The 20,165-nt window shown below is 62.0% G+C and carries 20 protein-coding genes and 1 tRNA gene; 7 read left to right on the forward strand and 14 right to left on the reverse strand.

Going from position 1 to position 20,165, the window contains the following annotated elements; all coding sequences use genetic code 11:
* Positions 1-12: 12 nt before the first annotated feature.
* Positions 13-618, reverse strand: coding sequence for an ANTAR domain-containing response regulator (locus ACHL_RS08545; protein ID WP_015936896.1), 606 nt, complete (start codon positions 616-618; stop codon positions 13-15).
* Between the two features lie 206 nt (positions 619-824).
* Here ACHL_RS08545 and ACHL_RS08550 point away from each other — a divergent pair.
* Positions 825-906 (forward strand) — tRNA-Leu (locus ACHL_RS08550).
* 681 nt (positions 907-1,587) lie between these two features.
* Here the strand turns inward: ACHL_RS08550 and ACHL_RS08555 are convergent.
* The 6 genes from ACHL_RS08555 to ACHL_RS23370 all read right to left on the reverse strand — a co-directional run bounded on the left by ACHL_RS08555 (position 1,588) and on the right by ACHL_RS23370 (position 6,914).
* Positions 1,588-2,334: a glucose 1-dehydrogenase gene (locus tag ACHL_RS08555; RefSeq protein WP_015936897.1), complete on the reverse strand. Its 747-nt coding sequence runs from the start codon at positions 2,332-2,334 to the stop codon at positions 1,588-1,590.
* Positions 2,335-2,343: 9 nt separating this feature from the next.
* A complete protein-coding gene (locus ACHL_RS23775) occupies positions 2,344-2,745 on the reverse strand; it encodes a DUF3040 domain-containing protein (RefSeq protein ID WP_244266530.1) in 402 nt (133 codons plus the stop codon).
* 699 nt (positions 2,746-3,444) lie between these two features.
* Positions 3,445-4,587 carry an EAL domain-containing protein gene (locus ACHL_RS08560; RefSeq protein ID WP_043793888.1) on the reverse strand — a complete coding sequence of 381 codons (1,143 nt, stop codon included), beginning with the start codon at positions 4,585-4,587 and terminating at the stop codon, positions 3,445-3,447.
* Positions 4,588-4,595: 8 nt separating this feature from the next.
* Positions 4,596-4,769: a DUF1059 domain-containing protein gene (locus tag ACHL_RS23780; RefSeq protein WP_015936899.1), complete on the reverse strand. Its 174-nt coding sequence runs from the start codon at positions 4,767-4,769 to the stop codon at positions 4,596-4,598.
* A 117-nt stretch (positions 4,770-4,886) separates the two neighbouring features.
* Positions 4,887-5,735, reverse strand: a complete 849-nt coding sequence (locus tag ACHL_RS24920; RefSeq protein ID WP_081434804.1) for a sigma-70 family RNA polymerase sigma factor — start codon at positions 5,733-5,735, stop codon at positions 4,887-4,889.
* 444 nt (positions 5,736-6,179) lie between these two features.
* Positions 6,180-6,914: a hypothetical protein gene (locus tag ACHL_RS23370; RefSeq protein ID WP_015936901.1), complete on the reverse strand. Its 735-nt coding sequence runs from the start codon at positions 6,912-6,914 to the stop codon at positions 6,180-6,182.
* A gap of 271 nt (positions 6,915-7,185) precedes the next feature.
* On the opposite strand from ACHL_RS23370, the gene ACHL_RS08575 reads away from it, so the two are divergent.
* The gene (locus ACHL_RS08575) at positions 7,186-8,646 is read left to right on the forward strand and encodes an HAD-IC family P-type ATPase (protein WP_244266531.1); all 1,461 of its coding nucleotides are present in this window, start codon (positions 7,186-7,188) and stop codon (positions 8,644-8,646) included.
* 550 nt (positions 8,647-9,196) lie between these two features.
* Here the strand turns inward: ACHL_RS08575 and ACHL_RS24885 are convergent.
* The 4 genes from ACHL_RS24885 to ACHL_RS08590 all read right to left on the reverse strand — a co-directional run bounded on the left by ACHL_RS24885 (position 9,197) and on the right by ACHL_RS08590 (position 11,456).
* A complete protein-coding gene (locus ACHL_RS24885) occupies positions 9,197-9,850 on the reverse strand; it encodes a glycosyltransferase (protein ID WP_322787062.1) in 654 nt (217 codons plus the stop codon).
* Position 9,851: 1 nt separating this feature from the next.
* A complete protein-coding gene (locus ACHL_RS24890; protein ID WP_322787063.1) occupies positions 9,852-10,223 on the reverse strand; it encodes a glycosyltransferase in 372 nt (123 codons plus the stop codon).
* A gap of 60 nt (positions 10,224-10,283) precedes the next feature.
* Positions 10,284-10,751, reverse strand: coding sequence for a DUF4383 domain-containing protein (locus ACHL_RS08585; protein WP_015936902.1), 468 nt, complete (start codon positions 10,749-10,751; stop codon positions 10,284-10,286).
* Positions 10,752-10,988: 237 nt separating this feature from the next.
* On the reverse strand, positions 10,989-11,456 hold the full coding sequence (locus ACHL_RS08590; RefSeq protein WP_015936903.1) for an Hsp20/alpha crystallin family protein: 468 nt from the start codon (positions 11,454-11,456) through the stop codon (positions 10,989-10,991).
* 332 nt (positions 11,457-11,788) lie between these two features.
* On the opposite strand from ACHL_RS08590, the gene ACHL_RS23375 reads away from it, so the two are divergent.
* Entirely contained in the window at positions 11,789-12,655 is an 867-nt protein-coding gene (locus tag ACHL_RS23375) for an ANTAR domain-containing protein (protein ID WP_015936904.1), read from the forward strand.
* A 201-nt stretch (positions 12,656-12,856) separates the two neighbouring features.
* On the opposite strand, the gene ACHL_RS24685 is transcribed toward ACHL_RS23375, so the two are convergent.
* Entirely contained in the window at positions 12,857-13,117 is a 261-nt protein-coding gene (locus ACHL_RS24685; protein ID WP_244266587.1) for a hypothetical protein, read from the reverse strand.
* Between ACHL_RS24685 and ACHL_RS08600 the strand changes: the two genes are divergently transcribed.
* On the forward strand, positions 13,025-14,485 hold the full coding sequence (locus ACHL_RS08600; protein ID WP_244266554.1) for a GAF domain-containing sensor histidine kinase: 1,461 nt from the start codon (positions 13,025-13,027) through the stop codon (positions 14,483-14,485). The two genes, ACHL_RS24685 and ACHL_RS08600, sit on opposite strands and share 93 nt — an antisense overlap.
* A 78-nt stretch (positions 14,486-14,563) precedes the next feature.
* Here ACHL_RS08600 and ACHL_RS08605 read toward each other — a convergent pair whose 3' ends face one another.
* Positions 14,564-15,238, reverse strand: a complete 675-nt coding sequence (locus ACHL_RS08605; RefSeq protein WP_015936906.1) for a response regulator transcription factor — start codon at positions 15,236-15,238, stop codon at positions 14,564-14,566.
* Positions 15,239-15,750: 512 nt separating this feature from the next.
* A complete protein-coding gene (locus ACHL_RS08610) occupies positions 15,751-15,987 on the reverse strand; it encodes a hypothetical protein (protein ID WP_015936907.1) in 237 nt (78 codons plus the stop codon).
* 263 nt (positions 15,988-16,250) lie between these two features.
* Between ACHL_RS08610 and ACHL_RS24165 the strand changes: the two genes are divergently transcribed.
* The 3 genes from ACHL_RS24165 to kdpB are packed head-to-tail and all read left to right on the forward strand — an operon-like array spanning position 16,251 to position 20,155.
* Positions 16,251-16,349: a potassium-transporting ATPase subunit F gene (locus ACHL_RS24165; protein WP_139187448.1), complete on the forward strand. Its 99-nt coding sequence runs from the start codon at positions 16,251-16,253 to the stop codon at positions 16,347-16,349.
* A 3-nt stretch (positions 16,350-16,352) separates the two neighbouring features.
* Positions 16,353-17,993: a potassium-transporting ATPase subunit KdpA gene (gene kdpA / locus ACHL_RS08615; protein ID WP_015936908.1), complete on the forward strand. Its 1,641-nt coding sequence runs from the start codon at positions 16,353-16,355 to the stop codon at positions 17,991-17,993.
* Complete coding sequence (gene kdpB / locus ACHL_RS08620) at positions 17,990-20,155, forward strand: potassium-transporting ATPase subunit KdpB (protein WP_015936909.1); 2,166 nt, start codon at positions 17,990-17,992, stop codon at positions 20,153-20,155. Before kdpA ends, kdpB begins: the two co-directional genes overlap by 4 nt.
* Positions 20,156-20,165 lie beyond the last annotated feature (10 nt).

Below are 20,165 nucleotides of genomic sequence, written 5' to 3' on the forward strand. Positions count from 1 at the left end.
GGCCTGGCCCGACTAGTTGACCTGATTGATGATGGTCTCGGCGACCTCACGCATGCTGAGGCGGCGGTCCATGGACGTCTTCTGGATCCAGCGGAAGGCCTCGGGCTCGGTGAGGCCCATCTTGGTGGTGAGCAGGCTCTTGGCGCGCTCCACGAGCTTGCGGGTGGCGAACTGCTCCTGGAGGTCGGACACCTCGCTTTCGAGGGCCTTGATCTCCTCGTGGCGGGAGAGCGCGATCTCCAGGGCGGGGATGAGGTCCGCGGGCGTGAAGGGCTTGACCACGTAGGCCATGGCGCCGGCGTCGCGGGCGCGCTCGACCAGTTCTTTCTGGCTGAAGGCGGTGAGCAGCACCACGGGGGCAATGCGTGCCTTCACGATCTTTTCGGCTGCCGAGATGCCGTCCATGACGGGCATCTTGACATCCATCAGGACGAGGTCAGGCTTGAGTTCCTCGGCGAGCTGCACGGCCTTTTCGCCGTTGTCCGCCTCGCCGATAACGTCGTAGCCTTCGCCGCGCAGGATCTCGATGATGTCGAGGCGGATGAGGGTTTCATCCTCAGCCACAATGACGCGGCGCGCCGGCTGGGATGTGGATTTGGACTCCGTCTGTTCAGTCACGGGATCTCCTTGGAGGGGTACGGCGGGACATCACTATCTTAGGTGCCACCGCGGTTGTTACTTGGCCAGCATGGGTACGGTTGCGGCAACGGCGGCGCGATTCTGGACTTCAGCCTATCTGCATGTAGAGTAATTCCGCGTACGTGAAGCGATCGCGTTGCTCACAATCAGCTGTGGGCGTATCTCTCCTGCTTCGCGTATTCCGCGCCCGAGTGGCGGAATTGGCAGACGCGCCGCACTCAAAATGCGGTATCGAAAGGTGTGTGGGTTCGAGTCCCACCTCGGGCACAGTGTTTCCGCTGGTCAGCGGCTTGTTGGACGGTTGAGTGTGTACAAAAACGCCAAGAGTGTGAACACGAGCGTACCGTTTTTCGTATTGCAAGCATCGCTACCCGCACCCAAAAGGATGGTTCCAAGTCCTTCATGGTGCGTTGGCGGGACCCGGGAGCAGCAAGGCCTGAGAATCCGCACGCTCGTGAGACTGAAACTCGCAGGCGGCTTGGAGTTCCGTGCCTGCGCATGAGGTGACGCAGCCGGGTCCTATGACAGACCGCGGAATTGTCCAGGCTTGACCTGCATCAGGATCGGCAGCGCCAGCTGGACGTGTGCGGCGCCAACCGGCTCGTTGAGCAGGTCGTTGATCGACGTCTGCCCATTTAGTCCCGTCCAAGACTACGACCAGGCACGAGCGGGCTACACGGGCTTCTTTGATACGCATGGCGCCATCCGATAATTACGTGCGCGTCGGCGGAAAGGCTGCCGATTGCAACGCACTGCTGCCTTTCCACTTTTCCGGCTGGACTCGCGTGCTGATCGAGGAATGTGCCCATCCCATGTGGTATTAGCCGTAGATGCCATTGACGAAAACGAGCGGTCCGTTGGCTGTCTTGCTACGGGGCGGCGATCCTGTCCTTCACACCGGGACTTCAGTGTTGGCGGGTTGTCACAAGGGTGCGGCAGTTGCCCCGACTAGCCCTCCTCTGGTGGGGTGACCGTACCTGCGGTGTCGCCGCCGTCGATCACGAATTCGGATCCGGTGATGTAGGAGGCCTCATCGGATGCCAGGTAGAGGACGAGGTTAGCAACTTCACCCGGATGCCCCTCGCGCCCCAGCGCCACGCTTCCCATGTCCATGGCCAGGCCAGCAGTCATAGGAGTGGAAATCACTCCCGGGTGGACGGAATTGACGCGGATCCCGTAGCGGCCCAAGTCCAAGGCAACGCTTTTGGTCAGGCCCCGAACACCAAACTTCGAAGCGGTATATCCCGGGATATTCTCATAGCCGCGAAGGCCTGCGATGGAGGAGATGTTGATAATGGAGCTGCCTTTGCTCTGCTTCAACGCCGGGATAGCAGCCTTGATCCCGTTGAACGTGCCCGTGAGGTTCACAGCGAGGACTGTGTTCCACTGATCCAGCGTGAAATCCTCAATCGACGCAAAATTGACAATGCCGGCGTTATTGACGAGGGTGCTTAGGCCGCCAAAAGCATCCACCGTTGCCTTGACCGCGGCATCCCAGTCAGCCGGGCTGGTGACATCCAGACGAACGAACATAGCACCAGAGCCCAGTCGTTCCGCCGTTTCCTTGCCTTCCTGTTCCAGCACATCCGCGACAGTGACGCGAGCACCTTCTCCGTGCAGGCGCGCAGCCACAGCGGCTCCAATGCCCCGCGCAGCTCCGGTAACCAAGGCGACTTTGTCGATAACACGTTCCATGGCCGTTCCCTACTCTGACTGTCCTTTGAGCTCTGTCTCAGAACGATGAGAACCACCCCACCGCACGCTTCGCGTGGCCCAGTAACCGGCTGCACTCATAATGGTGAATCCGAGGATGCCCACCCAGGGAAACTGCAGCAACTGACCGGTGACTAGCACACAAAGCCCACCCACCAATATCAGTAGCGCGTGCCGGACGGCCCTGCGCCTTGGCATCGAAAAGGTGCCAGGGCCGAGCAGCTGGCCTAGCCGTGGGTCGTCAATTTCCAGGGCAGCACCAATCAGGTCCAGTTCCCTTCGTTCGAATTCAGAGAGTTCCACGACAACCTCCAAAGTCGTGCACCGCCAGACGTCCTGACTGCCGGCTTGTTTCAAGTATCGGTAACCGGCCGGACGGACGGGGAGAGCCATAAGACCCCATCACAAGGGCATGGGCGTGATGATTGCCCCTACGGGGAGCAGCTGACCAGGAAAATGTGTGACCTGGAAAAATACCGGCTGCAGGCCGAATGGCTCAAGTTTCAGTACTGGAGCCTGGACTAGGGCCTGAAGACAGTCATCATTTCCGACGGAAGGAAGCTCCAGGCAAGGCCGGCACGATCAAAGCGCTTCAATGAACTTCCTGATCCGCGACCGGCCCGTCGGGTCGCTTTGGCCAAACCATTGGACCTGGAACAGTGGCAGTGGCATTTCCGGCCGGGTGAGGGCCTCGATCACGAGCGGCTAGAAGCCGTTGCACATTTGTCCGGGACCGCTGACCCAACCTCAGCAACAAGGGCGGCAGTGAGGTCTGAATCTAGGACTCCTCGCTGGACAAATGCATGAGGTGTCCTTTGGCACCCTAATCTGACCTGGTTGGAGGAACCGCCTGCCGTCAGGTTGGGGGGTTCATGGACCGGACAAGATTTTGACCCCCGGATGTGGTGTGGACTATCTACCGGATGCCATTTCTCTTAGGGGGCATCGCTGCGCTGGTCCAGAGGTCGTGGGTGGGGGCCGGGCAGAGCGCGCTTGGCCGCAGCGTGCGGGGGAGCGGCTCCGCCCTGGGCTGGGGGCGCATGGCGCTTCAGCTCTTCGGCGACTGCAATGATGGTTAGGAAGCTGAAAGGCTCAGCCCCTGGTTTTCACGGTTGCCGTCGCCGTCAGGGTGGTGATCAGCCGTTCCATGCGGACAATGCCTACTAGGCTGCCGTTGTCATCGGTGATCATGAGCGGGCTGAATCGAACACCTGGCTCCCGGGTCACCGCGCGGTCCAGTGCAGCAAGTATGGGCGTGCGGGCGTTTGCCTTGAGCGTGCTTAAGGTCAGCCCGTGCATCGTGGATTCAGGGCTTAAGACGGAAACGGGCCGCCGGGAATGGTCGATCAGCACTACCCAGTCGACCAAGAAGTGTTCACTGAAGATACTGCCCGCCTCCGCAATCGTTGAGGCTGTAAGTGCTGGCTCGACCAGTGCGCTTACGGTGGATGTTCTTGTGGCGGTTGACTGCGCGCGGAGGCGCACTCGGACGTCAGCGGCAGGCTGGGCCCAGGGGTTGGAGGGCTGGGCCAGGTAATAGCCCTGGACCAAGGGCACCCGCAGGGCAGCCAAGGCGTCAAGTTCTTCCGCCTGCTCGACCCCTTCGGCGAGGATCCAGGCGTCCACCCTGCTGGCGAAAACTCCCAGCATCTCGATGAGTGCCCGTTTGGCCTCGTCTTTCTGGAGGCCCTGAACGAGTTCACGATCGAGTTTGATGATGGCTGGCCGAAGGGCGAGCAGATGTCGAAGCCCGGCGTAACCGGCCCCGGCGTCATCCACGGCGATCAGTGCGCCGGCATGCCGGAGCTGGTTCAGGTCGGGCTCTAGCCAGGTATAAGACTCAATACGGGACTGTTCCGTCAGCTCGATGACAAGCCCGCTGAGGTCTCCCTGTTCCTTCCACACGTTCCGTATCTTCGGGTTGGTTAGCAGGTCCGGGGATACGTTGAGCGCCAGGAAGCAGTTTTCCGGAAGCGTTGGCCGTGCAGCGAGGGCAGTTCGAAGGGCAAGCGCCTCTAGCTGGTCCGCCATCCCGGCAGCCCGGGCTTGTGTAAACCATACTTGCGGGCTCTTTTCCTCGTACCCCGGAAAGCGGATCAAAGCCTCGTAGCCGACAACATCCCCGCGTTCGGTGCCCACAATAGGCTGGTACGCAGCCCTAACTCCGATGCCGATGCAGGCGGCTTCCAGCATGTCCAGCCAGTTAGCGTCCGGGGGGACGGGCCTTTCATTCAAGAAAAGAGTCAGACCGTAGCGACGGCGGCCCTGACGGATTCCACCAGTTCTGCCGGTACGTGGTTCATGGCGTGGACATCTGCAGCGTGCTGCGCAACTGCCGCCAAGATCTCGTCATCGGTTTCCCGCAGCCACGATGCGTTGCAGCCGGGGACGACGTCGCAGCAGGCAAACGATTTCATACACCACTTCAAATCCAGGGGATCAAGCGCAGAACATCAGTCTACGTAACGGATGGAGCTAAGTCCGCCATCGGCTGGCGGACACAGTGAAGAGTGATTTGTCTTGAACGGAACTCGTCAGGCCGGGTCGAGTTGTTCTCGCAGGTGGGTCAGGCCATCCCGGATCCGGGACTTGATGCTGGGCAACGGTTGTGAGAGTCTCTCGGCGGCTTCCCTGTAGGTGAGGGAGCCGAAGTATGCGAGAACAATCGCTTCGCGTTGCAGCGGTGATAGTGCTGCCATAGAGGGCCTGAGGCGCAGGGTGTCAGACCGGGCTGGTACTGAAGCTGCGACCTCGTCATTGGGTCTTGTCCGGGAGGCACCTGTCCTTGGTTCGTCACGGTTAATACTGCTTCGGTGCGAGCGGACCTTGTCCACTGCTTTGCGGTGGGCGATCGTCAACAGCCAGGCGGCCGGGCTGCCCAGACCCGGATGGTATGTAGCGGCGTCCCGCCAAACCGCAATAAAGACCTCCTGGGTTACCTCCTCGCTGAGCCCGGGATCGGGGACCACTCGGCGCACCATCCCGAACACCCTGCGAGAGGTACGCCGGTAAAACTCCGCGAAAGCTTCGCGACTTCCCTGACCGGTTTCCCGGAGTAACCCGATGAGACACGTCGCGGGGTCCTCCGCGGCAGAGGGCAGACGTTCAGCAGCACCGGAATCGCCAGCCGCGGAGCTCGAACTCCCGCCGTCCACGTCCATGGTCGACGTCACGGTCTGCACGGAAGTTGTGCCGTGGTCCGCCAGTCCGCCCTGCGGCGCTGTGGTGCCGTCCAGGGTGAGTGGGGTGTTGCCCGTGCAACTCTCCGCATGCAGGGTGTGTTTGTCCCGGATGGCAACCCCCAGCGGGGGATCGGGCGCTGAAACTTCGGTGAAAGTAACCACAAAAATCACGACTCCATCAAGAAGTAACATCAACAACATTCATAAGCATACATATAACTAGATAGTCTAGCTAGTCTGCCTAGTGAAATTTGTAGTCCTAATAGTGCCATCGAAGTTTCCGTAGGTTCTTTCGACCCGTACCCCAGCGATGGGCAGCTTCACCCGGTACGGCGGAAGGTTTCGGCGTCGGAGCGCCCGACCTGCAGGCGGCGACCGCCTGCAGGTCTATAAAGTCTGGGGCGACGAAAGGTCGCGGTTCCCTCTCTGAGAAAGTCCGAGACCGTTGCCGGATGCCCGGCATAATCAGACGGATCGGCAGCTCGCTGTAGATGGAGTTCTGGACATTCGCGGCGCGATGGACCAGTTCGGTGCGGCCCGCGGATTAAATCTCATCGATGGTGAACAGCAGCCCGGGTTTCTTCTCGGCGGGCAGGGTAAGGCCGGGCGCGGCACTCGGCGGGCATTGGCTAAGTGATCGTTGTTCTAGCGCCGGCGTGTGCTGGCTATGGCGGCCAGCGCCACAGCGGCCCCGGCCAGTGCCGCGGTTACGCCGGGTCGTGTTCGTTTGGGGAGGTTCCGCACGGCGACGCCGGCGAGTCCCCAGGCGACGGCTCCGGCGTACGCGGACGAGATTGGCCGCAGCCACGCGATTGCTGAGGCTGCTCCTCCCGCAGCTGCCAGCGCCGCGGTGCTCCACGCTTCGGCTCCGGGCCACGGCGCGCGAAGACCTGTGGCGATGATGGCTTCGGCCCCACCGGCGACCGTGGCCACTGTAATCCAGCCGCTGAACATGGCCAGCGGGATCCGCACCAGCCACCGGTCACGCGTCGATTCAGGCTTGGCCTCGGAGTGTTGTTCGGGCGCCGCGCGGACATACGCGGTGAGCGCGGCTGCGGTAGTGGCGGCAATAAGGCAAAGTTCCAAGCCAGGAATGTCTTGGGTCCAGACCCAGAAACCGGACAGGCCAACAGCGCAGGCCAGCGGATAACCGGTACGCCGCAGAAGCGGATCGCGGCGCTGTGCCGGCAGAGCCTGGTAGATGGCGTGACTGAAAAGACCTGCGTATATGGGAGTCCAGATGCTGAAGCTGTATCCGGCGGGGAGCACCATGCTTGGGCTGGTGGTGCCATCCCCGTAGTCGCCGGACACGCCGACGAGGAAACCGCCGCTTATCGCTGATGCTGTAGCTATTTGGCGGATGACATCAGGGTCGGGCATTGCTGGCCTGCTCTCGAGTGGACCCTTTCATGATGCCCTTTTCGCGGCCGTCAGGATAGATGCCTGCCGTGAAAAAAGTGCGTAGCTTATCTGGGGCTGTCGAGGGAGATGGATTCGACGTTTCGGGTGTATGGGCGCACCAGCCAAGTTGCGCCATTTCATGGGAGGGCTCCGGTTCAGGCGCGCAGAGGCTTTGGTCCTGCCTAGTGGTGCCACTGGCACCCGCGGGCTGAGGGACCTTAGGGGTCGAAGTGCGATGGGAGTCGCTCCGTTGAGACCGAGGCGACGATGGCTGCCGCGACGCCGGCGCACCACCGTGCTGGTCCGGGAGGCGGGAGGTCCCGCGCGGCTGATCACCAAGGGCGCCCCCGAGGACGTCCTGGCCCTGTGCGGGCCCACCCCGCCTGCCGTGCAGGCCATGCTGGCTGAACATTTCGACGCAGGCTCCCGGGTGGTGGCGGTGGCCGTCCGGCCAGTCGTAGGGCTGCTTCAGCTCACCCCGGAGGATGAGCGCTACCCGGTTTTGTCGGGCTTCCTCATCTTCCTGGACCGGCCCAAAGCCAGCGTCAGGGCTTCGCTGGACCAGCCTGAGGCGCTGGGGATCTCGGTGAAGATCGCCACGGGGGACAACGCCAAGGTCGCCGAAAAGGTCTGTGTGGAGGTGGGCGTGCTGTCCGGCGGAACCCTGACCGACGCAGAAATAGACGGAGTTTCCGACGCCGACCTCGCCGCGTCCGCGCGGACCACCACCATCTTCGCCCGCGTCTCGCCCGAACAAAAGGCGCGGATTATCGCCCTGCTGCGCCTTAGCGGCGGCTCGGTGGGTTTCATGGGTGACGGCGTGAACGACGCCCTGGCACTGCACAAGGCGGACATCGGCATCTCCGTGGACAGTGCCACCGACGTGGCCAAGGACGCCGCCGACGTCGTCCTCATGGACAAGGATCTCGGCGTCCTGGCCGAGGGCGTGATGGAGGGCCGGCGGATCTTCGCGAACACGATCAAATACGTGCTGATGGGCACCTCCAGCAACTTCGGGAACATGTTCAGTGCGGCCACTGGGTCGGTGGTGCTGAGCTTCCTGCCCATGCTGCCGGGCCAGATTCTGCTCAACAACCTGATTTACGATGCCAGCCAGCTGGCCATCCCGGGTGAGCGCGTGGACCAGAAACAGCTCCGGGCGCCATCGCACTGGAACATCGCGTTCATCAGGCGGTTTATGTTCCTTTTCGGGCCCATAAGTTCGCTGTTTGATTTCGCGACGTTCGCCCTCATGCTCATCGCGTTCCATGCCGTGCCGGGGGAGTTCCGTGCGGGCTGGTTTATCGAATCCATCGCCACCCAGACCCTCATTACTTTCGCCATCAGGACCAGGCACGTGCCCTTCTTCCGCAGCCGCCCGTCGCGCGGCCTGATCGCGGCTTCACTGGGCGCGGTGGCTCTCGGCGTCTATCTGCCGCTATGGCCGCTGGCCAGTCTGCTCGGCTTCGATCCGCTCCCGGTCCCGTTCTTCCTGGCCCTGCTGGGAATGATAGTGGTTTACATGGTTCTGGTGGAATTGGCCAAGGCCTGGTTCTTTCCCCGTGCCGCGCAGCAACTGCAGGCCGGCCCAATTCTGGTCCGCCGCCGGCATGACACCCACCATGTGGCCCGCCGCGCCTTCCGCTTCAGCAGTCCTGCACGGGTGAACGAACTAAGGCAAGGGGACAGCCCCAAACGCAAGCGCCAATGACATACCTGGCGCTCCACCTGATACCGCGAAGCATGACCACTTCGTCATTCATTACAAGCGGGGCTGGTAAACGGGCCAGGGAAGCGCGCTGCAAACGGAAATCAGGTTTCCACTATCTGAACCGCGGTCTCGAAATGCCTGCTGGCGAGGTCCGGTGGTGAGAGCAACTCTCTGAATTCTGTGGGGGTCATCGATGGCAGGTCGACGTCGCCGTTGAGTGTGTGTTCAGCGCCCTGGGAGCGCTGGATGTCGGGCCGGCGGCAGCCGCGGCGTGGACCGCCGGGTTGTCAAGTCCGACCGCAAACCGGTGGTTAAGCGAGCAATCAGAAGCTTTTGAGGTGCCGTGGGCGTCCGTAAGCAGCTGGCTCGCTATCGAGCAGATGGTGATGATCCTCCCTTGGCCGCACCGAGGGCTGGGGCGAAGGCGCGTACCGTCAGGGGTGCGAAGAAGCTCATTTCCATGGTGGCCCGGATGTCGTCAAAATATTGCGATTCCGCCTGGCTTCGATCTTTCCCGGCCTTCCGTAAGTGCGGGCTCCATGCGTTCGTTTTAGGCGAGAATTTCTTGGTAGAGGTCCAGGTGGTCTGCGATCATTCGGTCCGCGCTGAACCGTTTTTCCGCGGTTTCCCTGCATGTTGCACGGTCCAGGGTGGTGGCCAGGGGCAGGAGCGTGGCGAGTTCCTGGGTGGGGGCGAGGTAGCCGGTGACGCCGTCATCGATGATCTCCGGCGCCGCCCCCAACGCGGTGCCGAAGACCGGGGTACCGGTGGCAAGGGCTTCGATCATCACTAGGCCGAAGGGTTCGGACCATTGCAGCGGGCAGAGCAGGGCGACGGCGTTGCCGACCAGTTCAAACTTTGCTTTGTCGCCGATTTCACCGAGCATTTCGTCGTCGGGTCCCAGCGCTGGTTTGACGATGGTGTTGAAGTACTCGAGTTCTGCGGGCGCGCGCATTTTCGCGGCGATCCGTAGTGGGATGCCGGCTGCACGGGCGATGAGGACGGCTTCGAGTATGCCTTTGTCAGGGGACATTCTTCCAAGGAAGCAGGCGTAGCCGCCGTTGCCGGGGCCGACGGGTACTGCTGTCAGGTCCATTCCGTGGTGGATGATTCTGTCCACGTGAAGACGTGTGTGCCGGACCTGGTCTTGGGAGATCGCGATGATGTGCGAGGTTTGTCCGATTGCCTGGTAGATCTCGGTCATGTCAGGGGTCAGTACGCCGTGGATGGTGGTGACTTGCCGGAATCTTGCCGTGGCGATGGGAATACAAGGGCCCCAGGAGGGTGTGGTCGTGAATGATGTCCATCCCGCTCATTGCCTTGTAGGCCTGGACCAGGTGGCGTAGTTCTCGCGGGATCGAGTCGAGTTGCGTGGGATCTGACGGATGCATGGCGGGGGCGCGTGGTACCGGACAGCTGCTGTCGGAGGGGGCCGCAAGCAGCACTTCATGTCCGGCATCGGTGAGTCCGCGGGCGAGGGTATCGACGACTCTTTCTGTTCCTCCGTAGGCGGGCGGGGGGACCGGGAATCCGGGGCCGGAGATCAGCCCTATCCGCATTGGATCCCCCGGTCCCATATATAAGGCAATGGGCCGGGGGTGACAGCGTGCCTGTGGTTAAGGTGCTTCATTTTCGGCCTATGGCTGCCGGCTGTGGCTGGCGTTTCGGCCGAGCACGAATCCCAGGGCAATCATGACGATTCCGAGGGCTAGGTGCAGCCAGTTGTCTGCTGTGTTGACCGGGATGAAGTTGGCCGCCGACCCCTGGTCAATGAAAAGCCCGTAGAGCCAGAGCACCAGGTAAACCGCGCCGCCACCGATGAGGTAATACCTGGACTGCGTTACGGTCCGTCCCATGAGCAGCCCGGCTGCTCCGAACAGCAGGTGCACAATGTTGTGCAGGATGGAGACTTGGAAGACCCCGAGGAGCATCGCGCCCGATTCGTGGCCTGCGAAGCCCAGCTGTGAATAGTTGGTGGTGATGCCGGGGATGAATCCCACGATCCCGACGAGCGCAAACACGGCACCTGCTGTCAGGGCTGTGAGCTCCAATGGTGTTCTGTGGTGACCGGCGCCGATGCCCGGGCTTGCTGATGATGCAGACATGTCCTTCTCCTTCGTTTTAATGTGCCGCTTTCAATGGGACGCCCGATGGCGGCGGGCCAAACACGAGGTCAGGCGATGGTTGGTTTCCCTGGGCGGCGACCGCGCTGCGGGCGATGATGCGTTGGCCAATGGAGCGCACTGGCAGTAGTGTCAACGAGCCAATGCCGGGTCACCGGTTCGAAGACCGTGGTCATGTCGATGCCAGGGAATGGTTCTGCGTGGTGGAGCTCGGGCATGTTACCCGCGTGTGATGGGGAGCTTTCTGGGCGCTGCACGCTCGGTTACATCGGGCATAGGTGCCCGGACTTCAAGGACACCGTTGGTGTAGGAGGCCTTGACGTCCTCTTCTTTCACGCCTTCCGGGAGGGGGATGCTCCGGCTGAAGGAACCGTAGTGGAACTCGGACCGGTAACGGCCGTTGTCCTTGTGTTCTTCCTTTTCCTGCCGTTCGGCATGAATTTTGAGGGCACCGTCTTCCATGGTTACTTCGATGTCGTTGTCGGGATCGACACCGGGCATCTCGGCGCGGATTACCAGGTTCTTGCCGTCGACGAATTCTTCCACCCGGATCGGGGCGGGTCCTGAGTCTGTAGCAAAGAGGCGTTCCATGGAGTCCAGCAGTTCCAACGGGGAGCGGAGGATGGTGGTGAACGGTGGTGTCCTGCGGGACGTGGCGGACGGGGACCATCTCAGCAAATCGGACATAGCAGGTTTCTCCGGATTCAAGGCGAGTGGGCCCGCAGTACGCGGGCCTGGTTCTTTCAGTAGATACCGGGCCCACAGCCGGAGACAGGGGCGAAAGGCCCGTACCGCGGATGGCGTGGAAGGCGTTTCATTGAGGGGAGGAAACCCTCGGGCCGGGAGGGTTCTCGGGAGCGTGACCGGATGGGTGTGGAAGTACGTGATCGGTGACGGTACCTCCCGCAAAATCTGGACTCGGCGGCGTGTGCATTGAACTCCCGCCGCGTGTTCCCTCGGCAAACAGTAGGTGCCTGTCGCACATGGGCAATGGGTGAAGGAACAGGAAAGGTTGGCCTATGTCTGGTCTGTTTGAGCTGTTTACTGATCAACACGATCACGTCCGGTTTCGAGTCCTTGCCCGGGATGGGGCTATCCTTGCCGTGTCGGGTGCTTATCCCGATAAGGCATCCGCGGCACGCGCGATCACCCAGACACGTGAAAGTGCAGGAACAGGTCTGATTAACGACCACTGCGGCCCGGTCGCAGGATTCCATCCCGGACCGTCCGGTGACGTGGGGAATGTCAGGACTAAGTCGGACGTGATGTTCGACGACATAGCTCTCAACAGTGAGAGCATTGAGGAAGCCTTGGGTACCCTCGCCGTTGTGGCCGGATTTCTGCTTGCTTCGATCGAATCAGTTGCGCTGTGCAGTATCACCCTGAGCCGGCCGAAGAAGGCGACCGTCCGTGTTTGCAGTGCAAGGCCGCCAGTGGATGTTTTGACAGGTGAGCCTCAACCGGCTTTTCCACTGCAGAGGCCCGAGGAAGCGTTCGTGTCCGTCCTCGGCATCCCGCTTCTGGACAAGGGAGCCCCCCGGGCCGTTCTCACTCTCTGGTCCTGCGACTCCACCCCTATAACCGGCGGTGACTCCAGAGCAGCGCACTCCGTGGCGGAACGGGTATCAAGAGTGCTTCGTCAGGCCCTGCGTATGGCCGAACTCAGAGAAACGGCCGAGAACCTCTACGCTGCCCTTGAACACAGGACTGCCATTGATACAGCCATCGGCGTCATTATGGGGCAAAACCGCTGTGACCACGACACTGCGTACGACATGCTTCTGCGGGCATCCAGCACTCGAAACGTCAAGGTCCGCGACCTGGCTGCGGCACTATTGGGATCCGTCTCCGGCGAACACCGCGCACCAGTCCACTTCGATCCCTAAGCGCGCATCGGGTTTCGTTCCCGCCGGAAACGGTGGGGGAGGGCAAAGAAGTACGTTTGGGCTCGAGTGACAAGCAGGAACGTTTAGCAGGGTGAGGGAACAATAACTGGTCAGGGTTGTTAGCATTGGCTTAATAGGATGAGCTGGGAAATCCCAGGTATCGAAATCCAGGACGATGAAGACCGCCATGGATAACGCTGGTCAACGACCGAGGTGTTCTTCATGTGGCGTGAACCTATCAGGCAGCGACGACGGGACCTTCCACCCGGTCTTTCCGGCCGGCCGAATGAAATAGTCCACCCGCAGGAGCGTATAGACGGCCTGGTCGAAGCTGTCATCTCTCTGACCGAAGACCTGAGTCTGAACACCGTGCTCCAGGGCGTCGCGCAGTCGGCATGCGAACTTGTCGGTACCCGTTACGGTTCCCTGGATGTCCTTGGCGGCGACCAGCAGCTCAGCCAATCCATCACCGCTGACCTTGAACCCCGTGCCCTACGGCTGCAAGACCTGGGCGAGCATCCCCTGGTTAGGGGCTTTCGTGCCAGCCGGCCGCCAATGACAAGTGTTCTTGGCGTTCCAATCAAAGTGCGGGGTCAAATGTTCGGCAATCTCTACCTGACCGAGAAGATCGACGGAGGAGACTTCACGGTCGAGGACGAAAACCTCGCCGCGGCGCTAGCGGCTGCGGCGGGGGTTGCCATCCAGAACGCCCTGTTGCTCGAAGACAGCAACAGCCGCCGGCGGTGGCTGGAAGCTGGCATGGAAGCCACCGACAGGCTCCAAGCCCAACCACGTTCCGTCATGGACAACATGGCTTTGATCACCGAAGAAGCTCTGGATGCCTCCGTTTCTTCGTTGTCCCTGATAGCGGAGGTGGCACTGGACGGGCGCCTCAAGTGCCGGACTTCCAGCGGGACCCCGTTGGTTCCATGCGGTCAGGAACTCCCGGCGGACCTGGTCGCTGCAGAGGTATTCGCATTTGGCGTCTCGAGGGCCGTGACCGACCCGCGCCAGGTCTTTGACCAAGTGACAGCAGAAACTCTTGGACCAGTCCTGATCTCGGCTCTCGGCACTAACAGCTACGGCCACCACGACGACGTCCTAGTTCTCGCCCGGCCAGTCGGAGGAACACCCTATACAGAAGCCGACATTACCTCAAGCGTCCTGTTCGCTTCGAGGATTGGCCTGACGCTGGACCTCCTCAAAGCGAACGAGGCAAAAGCAGAGAATGCCCTGTTCACTGACCGTGACCGGATTGCCAAGGACCTGCACGACCTGGTCATACAACGACTGTTCGCGGCCGGACTGAGCATCCAAAGCCTGCGCCGCACGACCACGGACCCGCACTCCCTCAAGCGCATCACGATCATCACAACGGAACTGGATGACTGCATACGGCAGCTACGCGACACCATATACTCCCTTCGGCCTCGGGGACCTGGGAAAGCATTCCTCAGCAGCCGGGTTCTCAGCGTTGTCCACAAAGTTGCGGACGCAACCGATTTCGTCCCGCGAGTTCAGTTCTCCGGCCCGGTCGATGACGAAATCAGCGAGGAGGTCCTCGAGCAGCTACTGCCGGTGCTACAGGAAAGCGTCACTAACGCCATCAAACACTCAGGATCGAAAGACATACGTGTGTTGCTGACCGTCCAGAACGACGCCATCACTCTCCACGTCTCTGACAAAGGCTGCGGCTTTTACGAGCCCGAACGGATCAGCGGGTTGGGCAACATGAGGGACAGAGCACACAGGCTCGGCGGTACATGCGGCATAGAAAGCATCCCAGACAGAGGCACCACCATAAGCTGGTCCGTGCCAGTGTCCCGATGATGACGCCATATTCCGGTGGCGGCAGACTTAGTGGAACTGCCCAGCTGGCGTCGGACACGGCACGCCTTAAGCACAGAGTCAGAACAATCCTTCGTCGTCAGACGATATGTAGGCAGGCTTGCTGCGTGCAAAACCTAGCCCCTCCAACACCGAGGAAACGCAACCAGCGATCACCTGGCCGGGGAGTATCAATTTCTGCTCAATCTGTCGGTTGGTCATCCCGGTCGCCATAAAGAAGAGCACTTCCCGTTCCCTGGTCGTCATGGTTCCCAGCGAGGTCGCAGCAGCAGCCTTGAGGCGTTCGGCAATCCGTTCCCTGAGTGCAGGCCGAATCAAGATAGTCCCCCTGGCCGCACGGCGAACGGCGTTCGCCAGTTCCGTATTGTCCCCAACCTGCTTGAGTACGTATCCTGACGCACCCCCTAGAACTGTTGCCCGCGCAGCACGGTCCTCGTCATACCCGGACAGAAGAAGACATGTCACCGGATCTGTTCTGGAGCGTAGAGCTCGGCACACCTCTATGCCAGTCCCGTCCGGAAGCCGGTCGTCCAAAACCGCGATATCGGGCTGCAGAAGTGCAGCTGATCGTATGGCCTCCGCGGCCGAACTGCCCTCACCCACGATCTCGAACCCCTCATCCTCGAACAATTCCCGGAGTCCCTGCCGGACCAGCTCATGGTCGGTGACGATGAATACACGGATGGGCGCAGCGGAGGCTTGTTCCCCGCCTCTGGGTGCTGCTGGCGTCTCCATCACGTACTTCCTCGATAGGGGCCCGGACGGCCGAACACTGCAACGGTCAGCACGGGTAGAAAGTGGATTTGCAGCCATCATCACCGGCCTGAGTCCCACTGCGGCAGTGCCAAAGGTCCGGGTCAAGTTGCATAGGTCTGGAAATCATAGGAGGTCTTAACGGGACGACAGAATTTGGAAGGGAGCCTTTGCTGAAGCCAGAGTGTGCTTGTAGGCACTGGCCCAAAAGTCCACCACTTCATGTGCCGGGGAGCGGACGACGACTTGACTGTTGCGCTTTTTCATTCGCGGCCGACAACAAAGGGTTTCAGCGACGTAGACAACCGTACATTCCTCCCTTTGTCCAGCCAAGGGAGTGTTGAGAGTGTCCACAATTGCGTCGGACATGACACTATGCCCGACGTAAGTACGGCCTCCCGGCACCGGCGTGTCCGATCGCCGCCGATCAGGACAAGGCTGTCCTGGGCGTAGCTCTAACGGAGCTGCGGTTCCTTGACGTCGGGTTGCTGGGCTTATTTGGTCGCCGGTGGCATTTCGCCATTGGCGGTGGCTTCGATCCAGTCCACGGCCACGTCGGTAAGTTGGAGCCCGTCCGCTGTGTCGCCGTCCCACCAGTCGGAGTCCCTGCTGCCACCGGTGGCCGACATGATCTCGTTGACGACCGGAGAGGTCAGGCCCTCTCCGTTGTGCGTGGTCAGCCAGTTGCGGGTTTCTTCGCTGACAAGGGGCCACCATTCATCGATCTTCACGGACCCAGTGTGGCGCCCGGAAAAGGGGCCGGTAAAGATGCGGAGCGTTAATAGTTTGTAAGTATCGGCGTCCTGGCCGTTAGGGATGTGTAAAGGACGGGGGCCGGTTCTTACGGCGGGTGTTGACTGCTTTTACGGCCGCAAGGTGCTGCCGTGAAAAGGGGTTGTGTCATGGTCGATCTGGCCGTTGTGGCGATTTTTCTGGTGCTGGCGGGCTTGGCCGTCTGGTGTCTGTCCGCGCTCTCGAAGCTGGTGGACGGGAAATGAACGGCGAAATCATCGCATGGGCGGTGCTGGGCCTTGTGGCCCTGGCCTTGTGTGTTTATCTGGTGGACCAGCTGTTCCGCCCCGGAGGGCGGTGAGTCATGCAGTTCAACATCTTCTCGTTCATCACTCAAATAGCGGTCCTGGTTGTCGCGCTCGGCGCTGTGCACCGTCCGCTGGGCGCCTACCTTGCGAAGGTTGCGGACGACGGCGGCCACTTCCGTTGGGAGCGATGGGTCTACCGGGCGGCCGGCGTAGGGTCGGACAGCGGGCAGACCTGGAACGCCTATGCGCGCAGCGTCCTGGCGTTTTCGATCGCTGGTGTCCTTGTTGTCTACGTCGCGCAGCGCATCCAACCGTTGCTGTCCGGGGGACAGGCCGCCGGCGTTGACCCGTGGGTCGCGATGAACACCGCGGTGTCGTTTGTGACCAACACGAATTGGCAGGCTTACGTGCCCGAGTCGACGCTCGGTTTCGTGGTGCAGATGGCTTTCCTCGCGGTCCAGAACTTCGTGTCGGCCGCTCTGGGTATTGCGGTGTCGTTCGCTCTCATGCGCGGCTTCGCCCGTCGGAGTTCTGGTTCGCTGGGTAACTTCTGGGTTGACCTCACGCGGTTGACGTTCCGCGTCCTGTTGCCGTTGTCGGCGGTCGCCGCGGTGGTGCTCCTGAGCGCCGGTGTTGTCCAGAACTTCTGGCCTGCTGAGGTGCATAACGCGGTCACTGGGGTGTCCCAGTCGATTCCGGGCGGCCCTGTCGCAAGCCAGGAGGCCATCAAGGTACTCGGCACTAACGGCGGCGGGTACTTCAACGCGAACTCGGCGCACCCCTTCGAGAACCCCTCTTCGTTCACCAATCTGTTCGAGGTGTTCCTCATTCTGCTGATCCCCTCGGCCCTGCCTTACACGTTCGGCCGCATGGTGGGCGACCGGAAACAGGGCTACACGGTCCTGACGGTGATGGCCTCGCTGTGGTTGATCTCGATGACGGCGATGGCCTGGACCATGGCCGCCGCCCCGGATCTGGGTGAGGGCCTGGAGCAACGCTTCGGCCCGGCCGCCAGCGGCATCTTTGCGACGTCGACCACCTTGACCTCGACCGGTGCGGTCAACGCGTCCCACGACTCGCTTCCGCCGCTGGCCGGCGGTATGGCGATGTTCAACATGATGCTGGGCGAGGTTGCGCCCGGCGGGGTTGGTTCAGGGCTCTACGGGATGCTCGTCCTGGCCATTGTGGCGGTGTTCCTCGCCGGGCTGATGGTCGGCCGGACCCCGGAGTACCTGGGCAAGAAGATCCAGGCCCGGCACATGACTCTTGCTGCCTTGTACTTGCTGGTAACCCCGGTTCTGGTGCTGGTCCTTACCGGGGCTGCCACCCTTGTCCCGGACGCCGTAGCCCAGGCACCCGCCCAAGGACCGCATCAGTTCAGCGAACTCCTGTACGCCTTCACTTCCGGTGCCAACAACAACGGATCCGCATTCGGGGGCATCACCACCTCCGGCCCGCTCCTGTCGACGCTGATGGCGGCCGCAATGTGGCTGGGCCGGATCCTGCCTATCGTGCTGGTCCTCGCCCTGGCGGGATGCTTCGCAGCCCAGGAACCCATCCCGCCGTCGCCCGGAACGTTGGCCACCTACGGGCCGCTGTTCGCCGGGCTCCTTGGCGCCGTGACCTTCCTCCTGACCGCACTGAACTACTTCCCGGCACTCGCGCTGGGACCCATCGCAGAGGGAACCTTCCAATGACCACCACCCATAACCCCCAACGCCCTGCCGAACCAGTCGGGCAACCGCATGGAGCCCCGGGCCATGTGCCCGCCCCGCGTGTGACCGAACTGTCCGGACACGCTTACAAACGCCGGAGGGCCTTCAACCGCCAGCTCGTCCTTGGCGCCGTGCCGCAATCGTTCATCAAGCTGAACCCGCGGCAGATGGCCGGCTCCCCGGTCATGTTCACCGTCCTCGTCGGCACGGCCGTCTCGGCCGTAGCGTGCGGCTTCCAAATCGCCCAGGGCAGCCCGGACGCCGTGTTCAGCGTCGTGATCACGGCGTGGCTGCTGCTGACAGTCCTGTTCGCCAACTTTTCCGAAGCCCTCGCGGAAGGACGTGGCAAGGCCCAGGCGGACAGTCTCCGAGAAGGGCGCGAAGGCCTGATGGCCCGGAGGCTCCGTGGATCCACCGAAGAGCAGGTCCCGGCACCGGATCTGCGCAAGGGCGATCTCGTCGTCTGCGAGATCGGGGATACCATCCCGTCCGACGGGGAGATTATCGAGGGCCTGGCGATGGTTGACGAGTCCGCCATTACCGGAGAATCGGCGCCAGTAATCCGAGAGGCGGGCGGCGACCGTTCCGCGGTCACCGGTGGCACCAGGGTCATCTCGGACCGAATCACCGTCCGCATCACCGCTGAACCGGGATCCACGTTTATTGACCGGATGATCGCTCTGGTCGAAGGGTCCGAGCGGCAGAAGACGCCCAACGAGATCGCCCTCCACGTCCTGCTCGTAGCCCTTACTATCGTGTTCCTTGCCGTGACTGTGGCCTTGGTACCGTTCGCCAATCTTGCCGGCGGCATCCCATCCCCGGTTGTACTTGTTGCCCTGCTGGTGTGCCTGATCCCCACCACGATCGGGGCACTCGTCCCGGCCATCGGAATCGCCGGCATGGACCGCCTCGTGAGGCACAACGTCCTGGCAACCAGCGGCCGCGCCGTCGAGACGGCCGGGGACATCACCACGCTGCTGCTGGACAAGACCGGAACCATCACCTTCGGCAACCGCCGCGCCGTAGACTTCCTCCCCGCACCGGGCGTACCCCGGGATGAGTTTATCGAGGCGGCAAGGTTGTCCTCCCTCGCTGACGAAACTCCGGAAGGCCGTTCCATTGTGGATCTCGCTGTTGGGCGCGGTGCTGCAGGCCCGGGACTGGACGAGCTCGCCCGGGAAAGGCCGGGGGCCGTTACCGCCGTCGACTTCACCGCCGTGACCCGGATGAGCGGTCTCGACGACGGCCCCCGCCGCTACCGGAAGGGCGCGGCCTCCGCCGTCAGCCGCTGGATTTTTGAACTGGATGGGATCCTGCCCGATGAAGCACGTGACGACGTCGACCGGATATCCCGCGGTGGCGGCACCCCGCTGGTGGTAGCGGTGGCCGACGGCGGGCGGGCACGCGTGCTCGGCACCGTGCACCTCGCGGACGTGGTCAAGCCCGGCATCGCGGAACGCTTCGCGGCGTTGCGGCGCATGGGCATCCGCACAGTGATGATCACCGGTGACAACAAGCTCACTGCTGCAGCGATTGCCCGTGAAGCCGGAGTGGACGACTACCTGGCCGAAGCCACCCCGGAGGACAAGCTCGCCCGTATCCGGCAGGAACAGGCTGCCGGGCAACTCGTGGCCATGACCGGCGACGGCACAAATGACGCGCCCGCCTTGGCCGCGGCGGACGTGGGCGTGGCCATGAATTCCGGTACTCAAGCCGCCAAGGAGGCCGCCAACATGGTGGACCTCGACTCGGACCCGACGAAGCTCATTGACGTGGTCGCGATCGGCAAGCAACTGCTGATCACCCGCGGTTCGCTCACCACGTTCTCCGTGGCAAACGACATCGCGAAGTACTTCGCGATCATCCCCGCCCTGTTCGTCGCGGTCTACCCGGGTCTGGACGTGCTCAACATCATGGGATTGACCAGTCCCAAAAGTGCGGTGCTCTCAGCGGTCATCTTCAACGCGGTCATCATCGTCCTGCTCGTCCCGCTTGCGCTGCGCGGTGTCCGCTACCGGCCGGTTAGCGCCCAGCAGGCACTCCACCGGAACCTGTTGATCTACGGGGCCGGCGGAATCATCATTCCCTTCATCGGCATCAAAATCATCGACCTGCTCCTGGCCGTCGTGCCGGGCCTGCATTAAAGGAGCCATC

Origin of the sequence: Pseudarthrobacter chlorophenolicus A6 (assembly GCF_000022025.1) — a bacterium.
Taxonomy (GTDB): Bacteria; Actinomycetota; Actinomycetes; order Actinomycetales; family Micrococcaceae; genus Arthrobacter; species Arthrobacter chlorophenolicus.

Bases quoted from the DNA above. Each gene is read 5' to 3' on its own strand.
- ACHL_RS08555 (WP_015936897.1), bottom strand. From the start codon at position 2,334: ATGGAACGTGTTATCGACAAAGTCGCCTTGGTTACCGGAGCTGCGCGG.
- ACHL_RS23775 (WP_244266530.1), bottom strand. From the start codon at position 2,745: ATGGCTCTCCCCGTCCGTCCGGCCGGTTACCGATACTTGAAACAAGCC.
- ACHL_RS23780 (WP_015936899.1), bottom strand. From the start codon at position 4,769: ATGAAATCGTTTGCCTGCTGCGACGTCGTCCCCGGCTGCAACGCATCG.
- ACHL_RS24920 (WP_081434804.1), bottom strand. From the start codon at position 5,735: ATGTTGTTGATGTTACTTCTTGATGGAGTCGTGATTTTTGTGGTTACT.
- ACHL_RS23370 (WP_015936901.1), bottom strand. From the start codon at position 6,914: ATGCCCGACCCTGATGTCATCCGCCAAATAGCTACAGCATCAGCGATA.
- ACHL_RS24885 (WP_322787062.1), bottom strand. From the start codon at position 9,850: ATGACCGAGATCTACCAGGCAATCGGACAAACCTCGCACATCATCGCG.
- ACHL_RS24890 (WP_322787063.1), bottom strand. From the start codon at position 10,223: ATGGGACCGGGGGATCCAATGCGGATAGGGCTGATCTCCGGCCCCGGA.
- ACHL_RS08585 (WP_015936902.1), bottom strand. From the start codon at position 10,751: ATGTCTGCATCATCAGCAAGCCCGGGCATCGGCGCCGGTCACCACAGA.
- ACHL_RS08590 (WP_015936903.1), bottom strand. From the start codon at position 11,456: ATGTCCGATTTGCTGAGATGGTCCCCGTCCGCCACGTCCCGCAGGACA.
- ACHL_RS23375 (WP_015936904.1), top strand. From the start codon at position 11,789: ATGTCTGGTCTGTTTGAGCTGTTTACTGATCAACACGATCACGTCCGG.
- ACHL_RS08605 (WP_015936906.1), bottom strand. From the start codon at position 15,238: ATGGAGACGCCAGCAGCACCCAGAGGCGGGGAACAAGCCTCCGCTGCG.
- ACHL_RS24165 (WP_139187448.1), top strand. From the start codon at position 16,251: ATGAACGGCGAAATCATCGCATGGGCGGTGCTGGGCCTTGTGGCCCTG.
- kdpA (WP_015936908.1), top strand. From the start codon at position 16,353: ATGCAGTTCAACATCTTCTCGTTCATCACTCAAATAGCGGTCCTGGTT.
- kdpB (WP_015936909.1), top strand. From the start codon at position 17,990: ATGACCACCACCCATAACCCCCAACGCCCTGCCGAACCAGTCGGGCAA.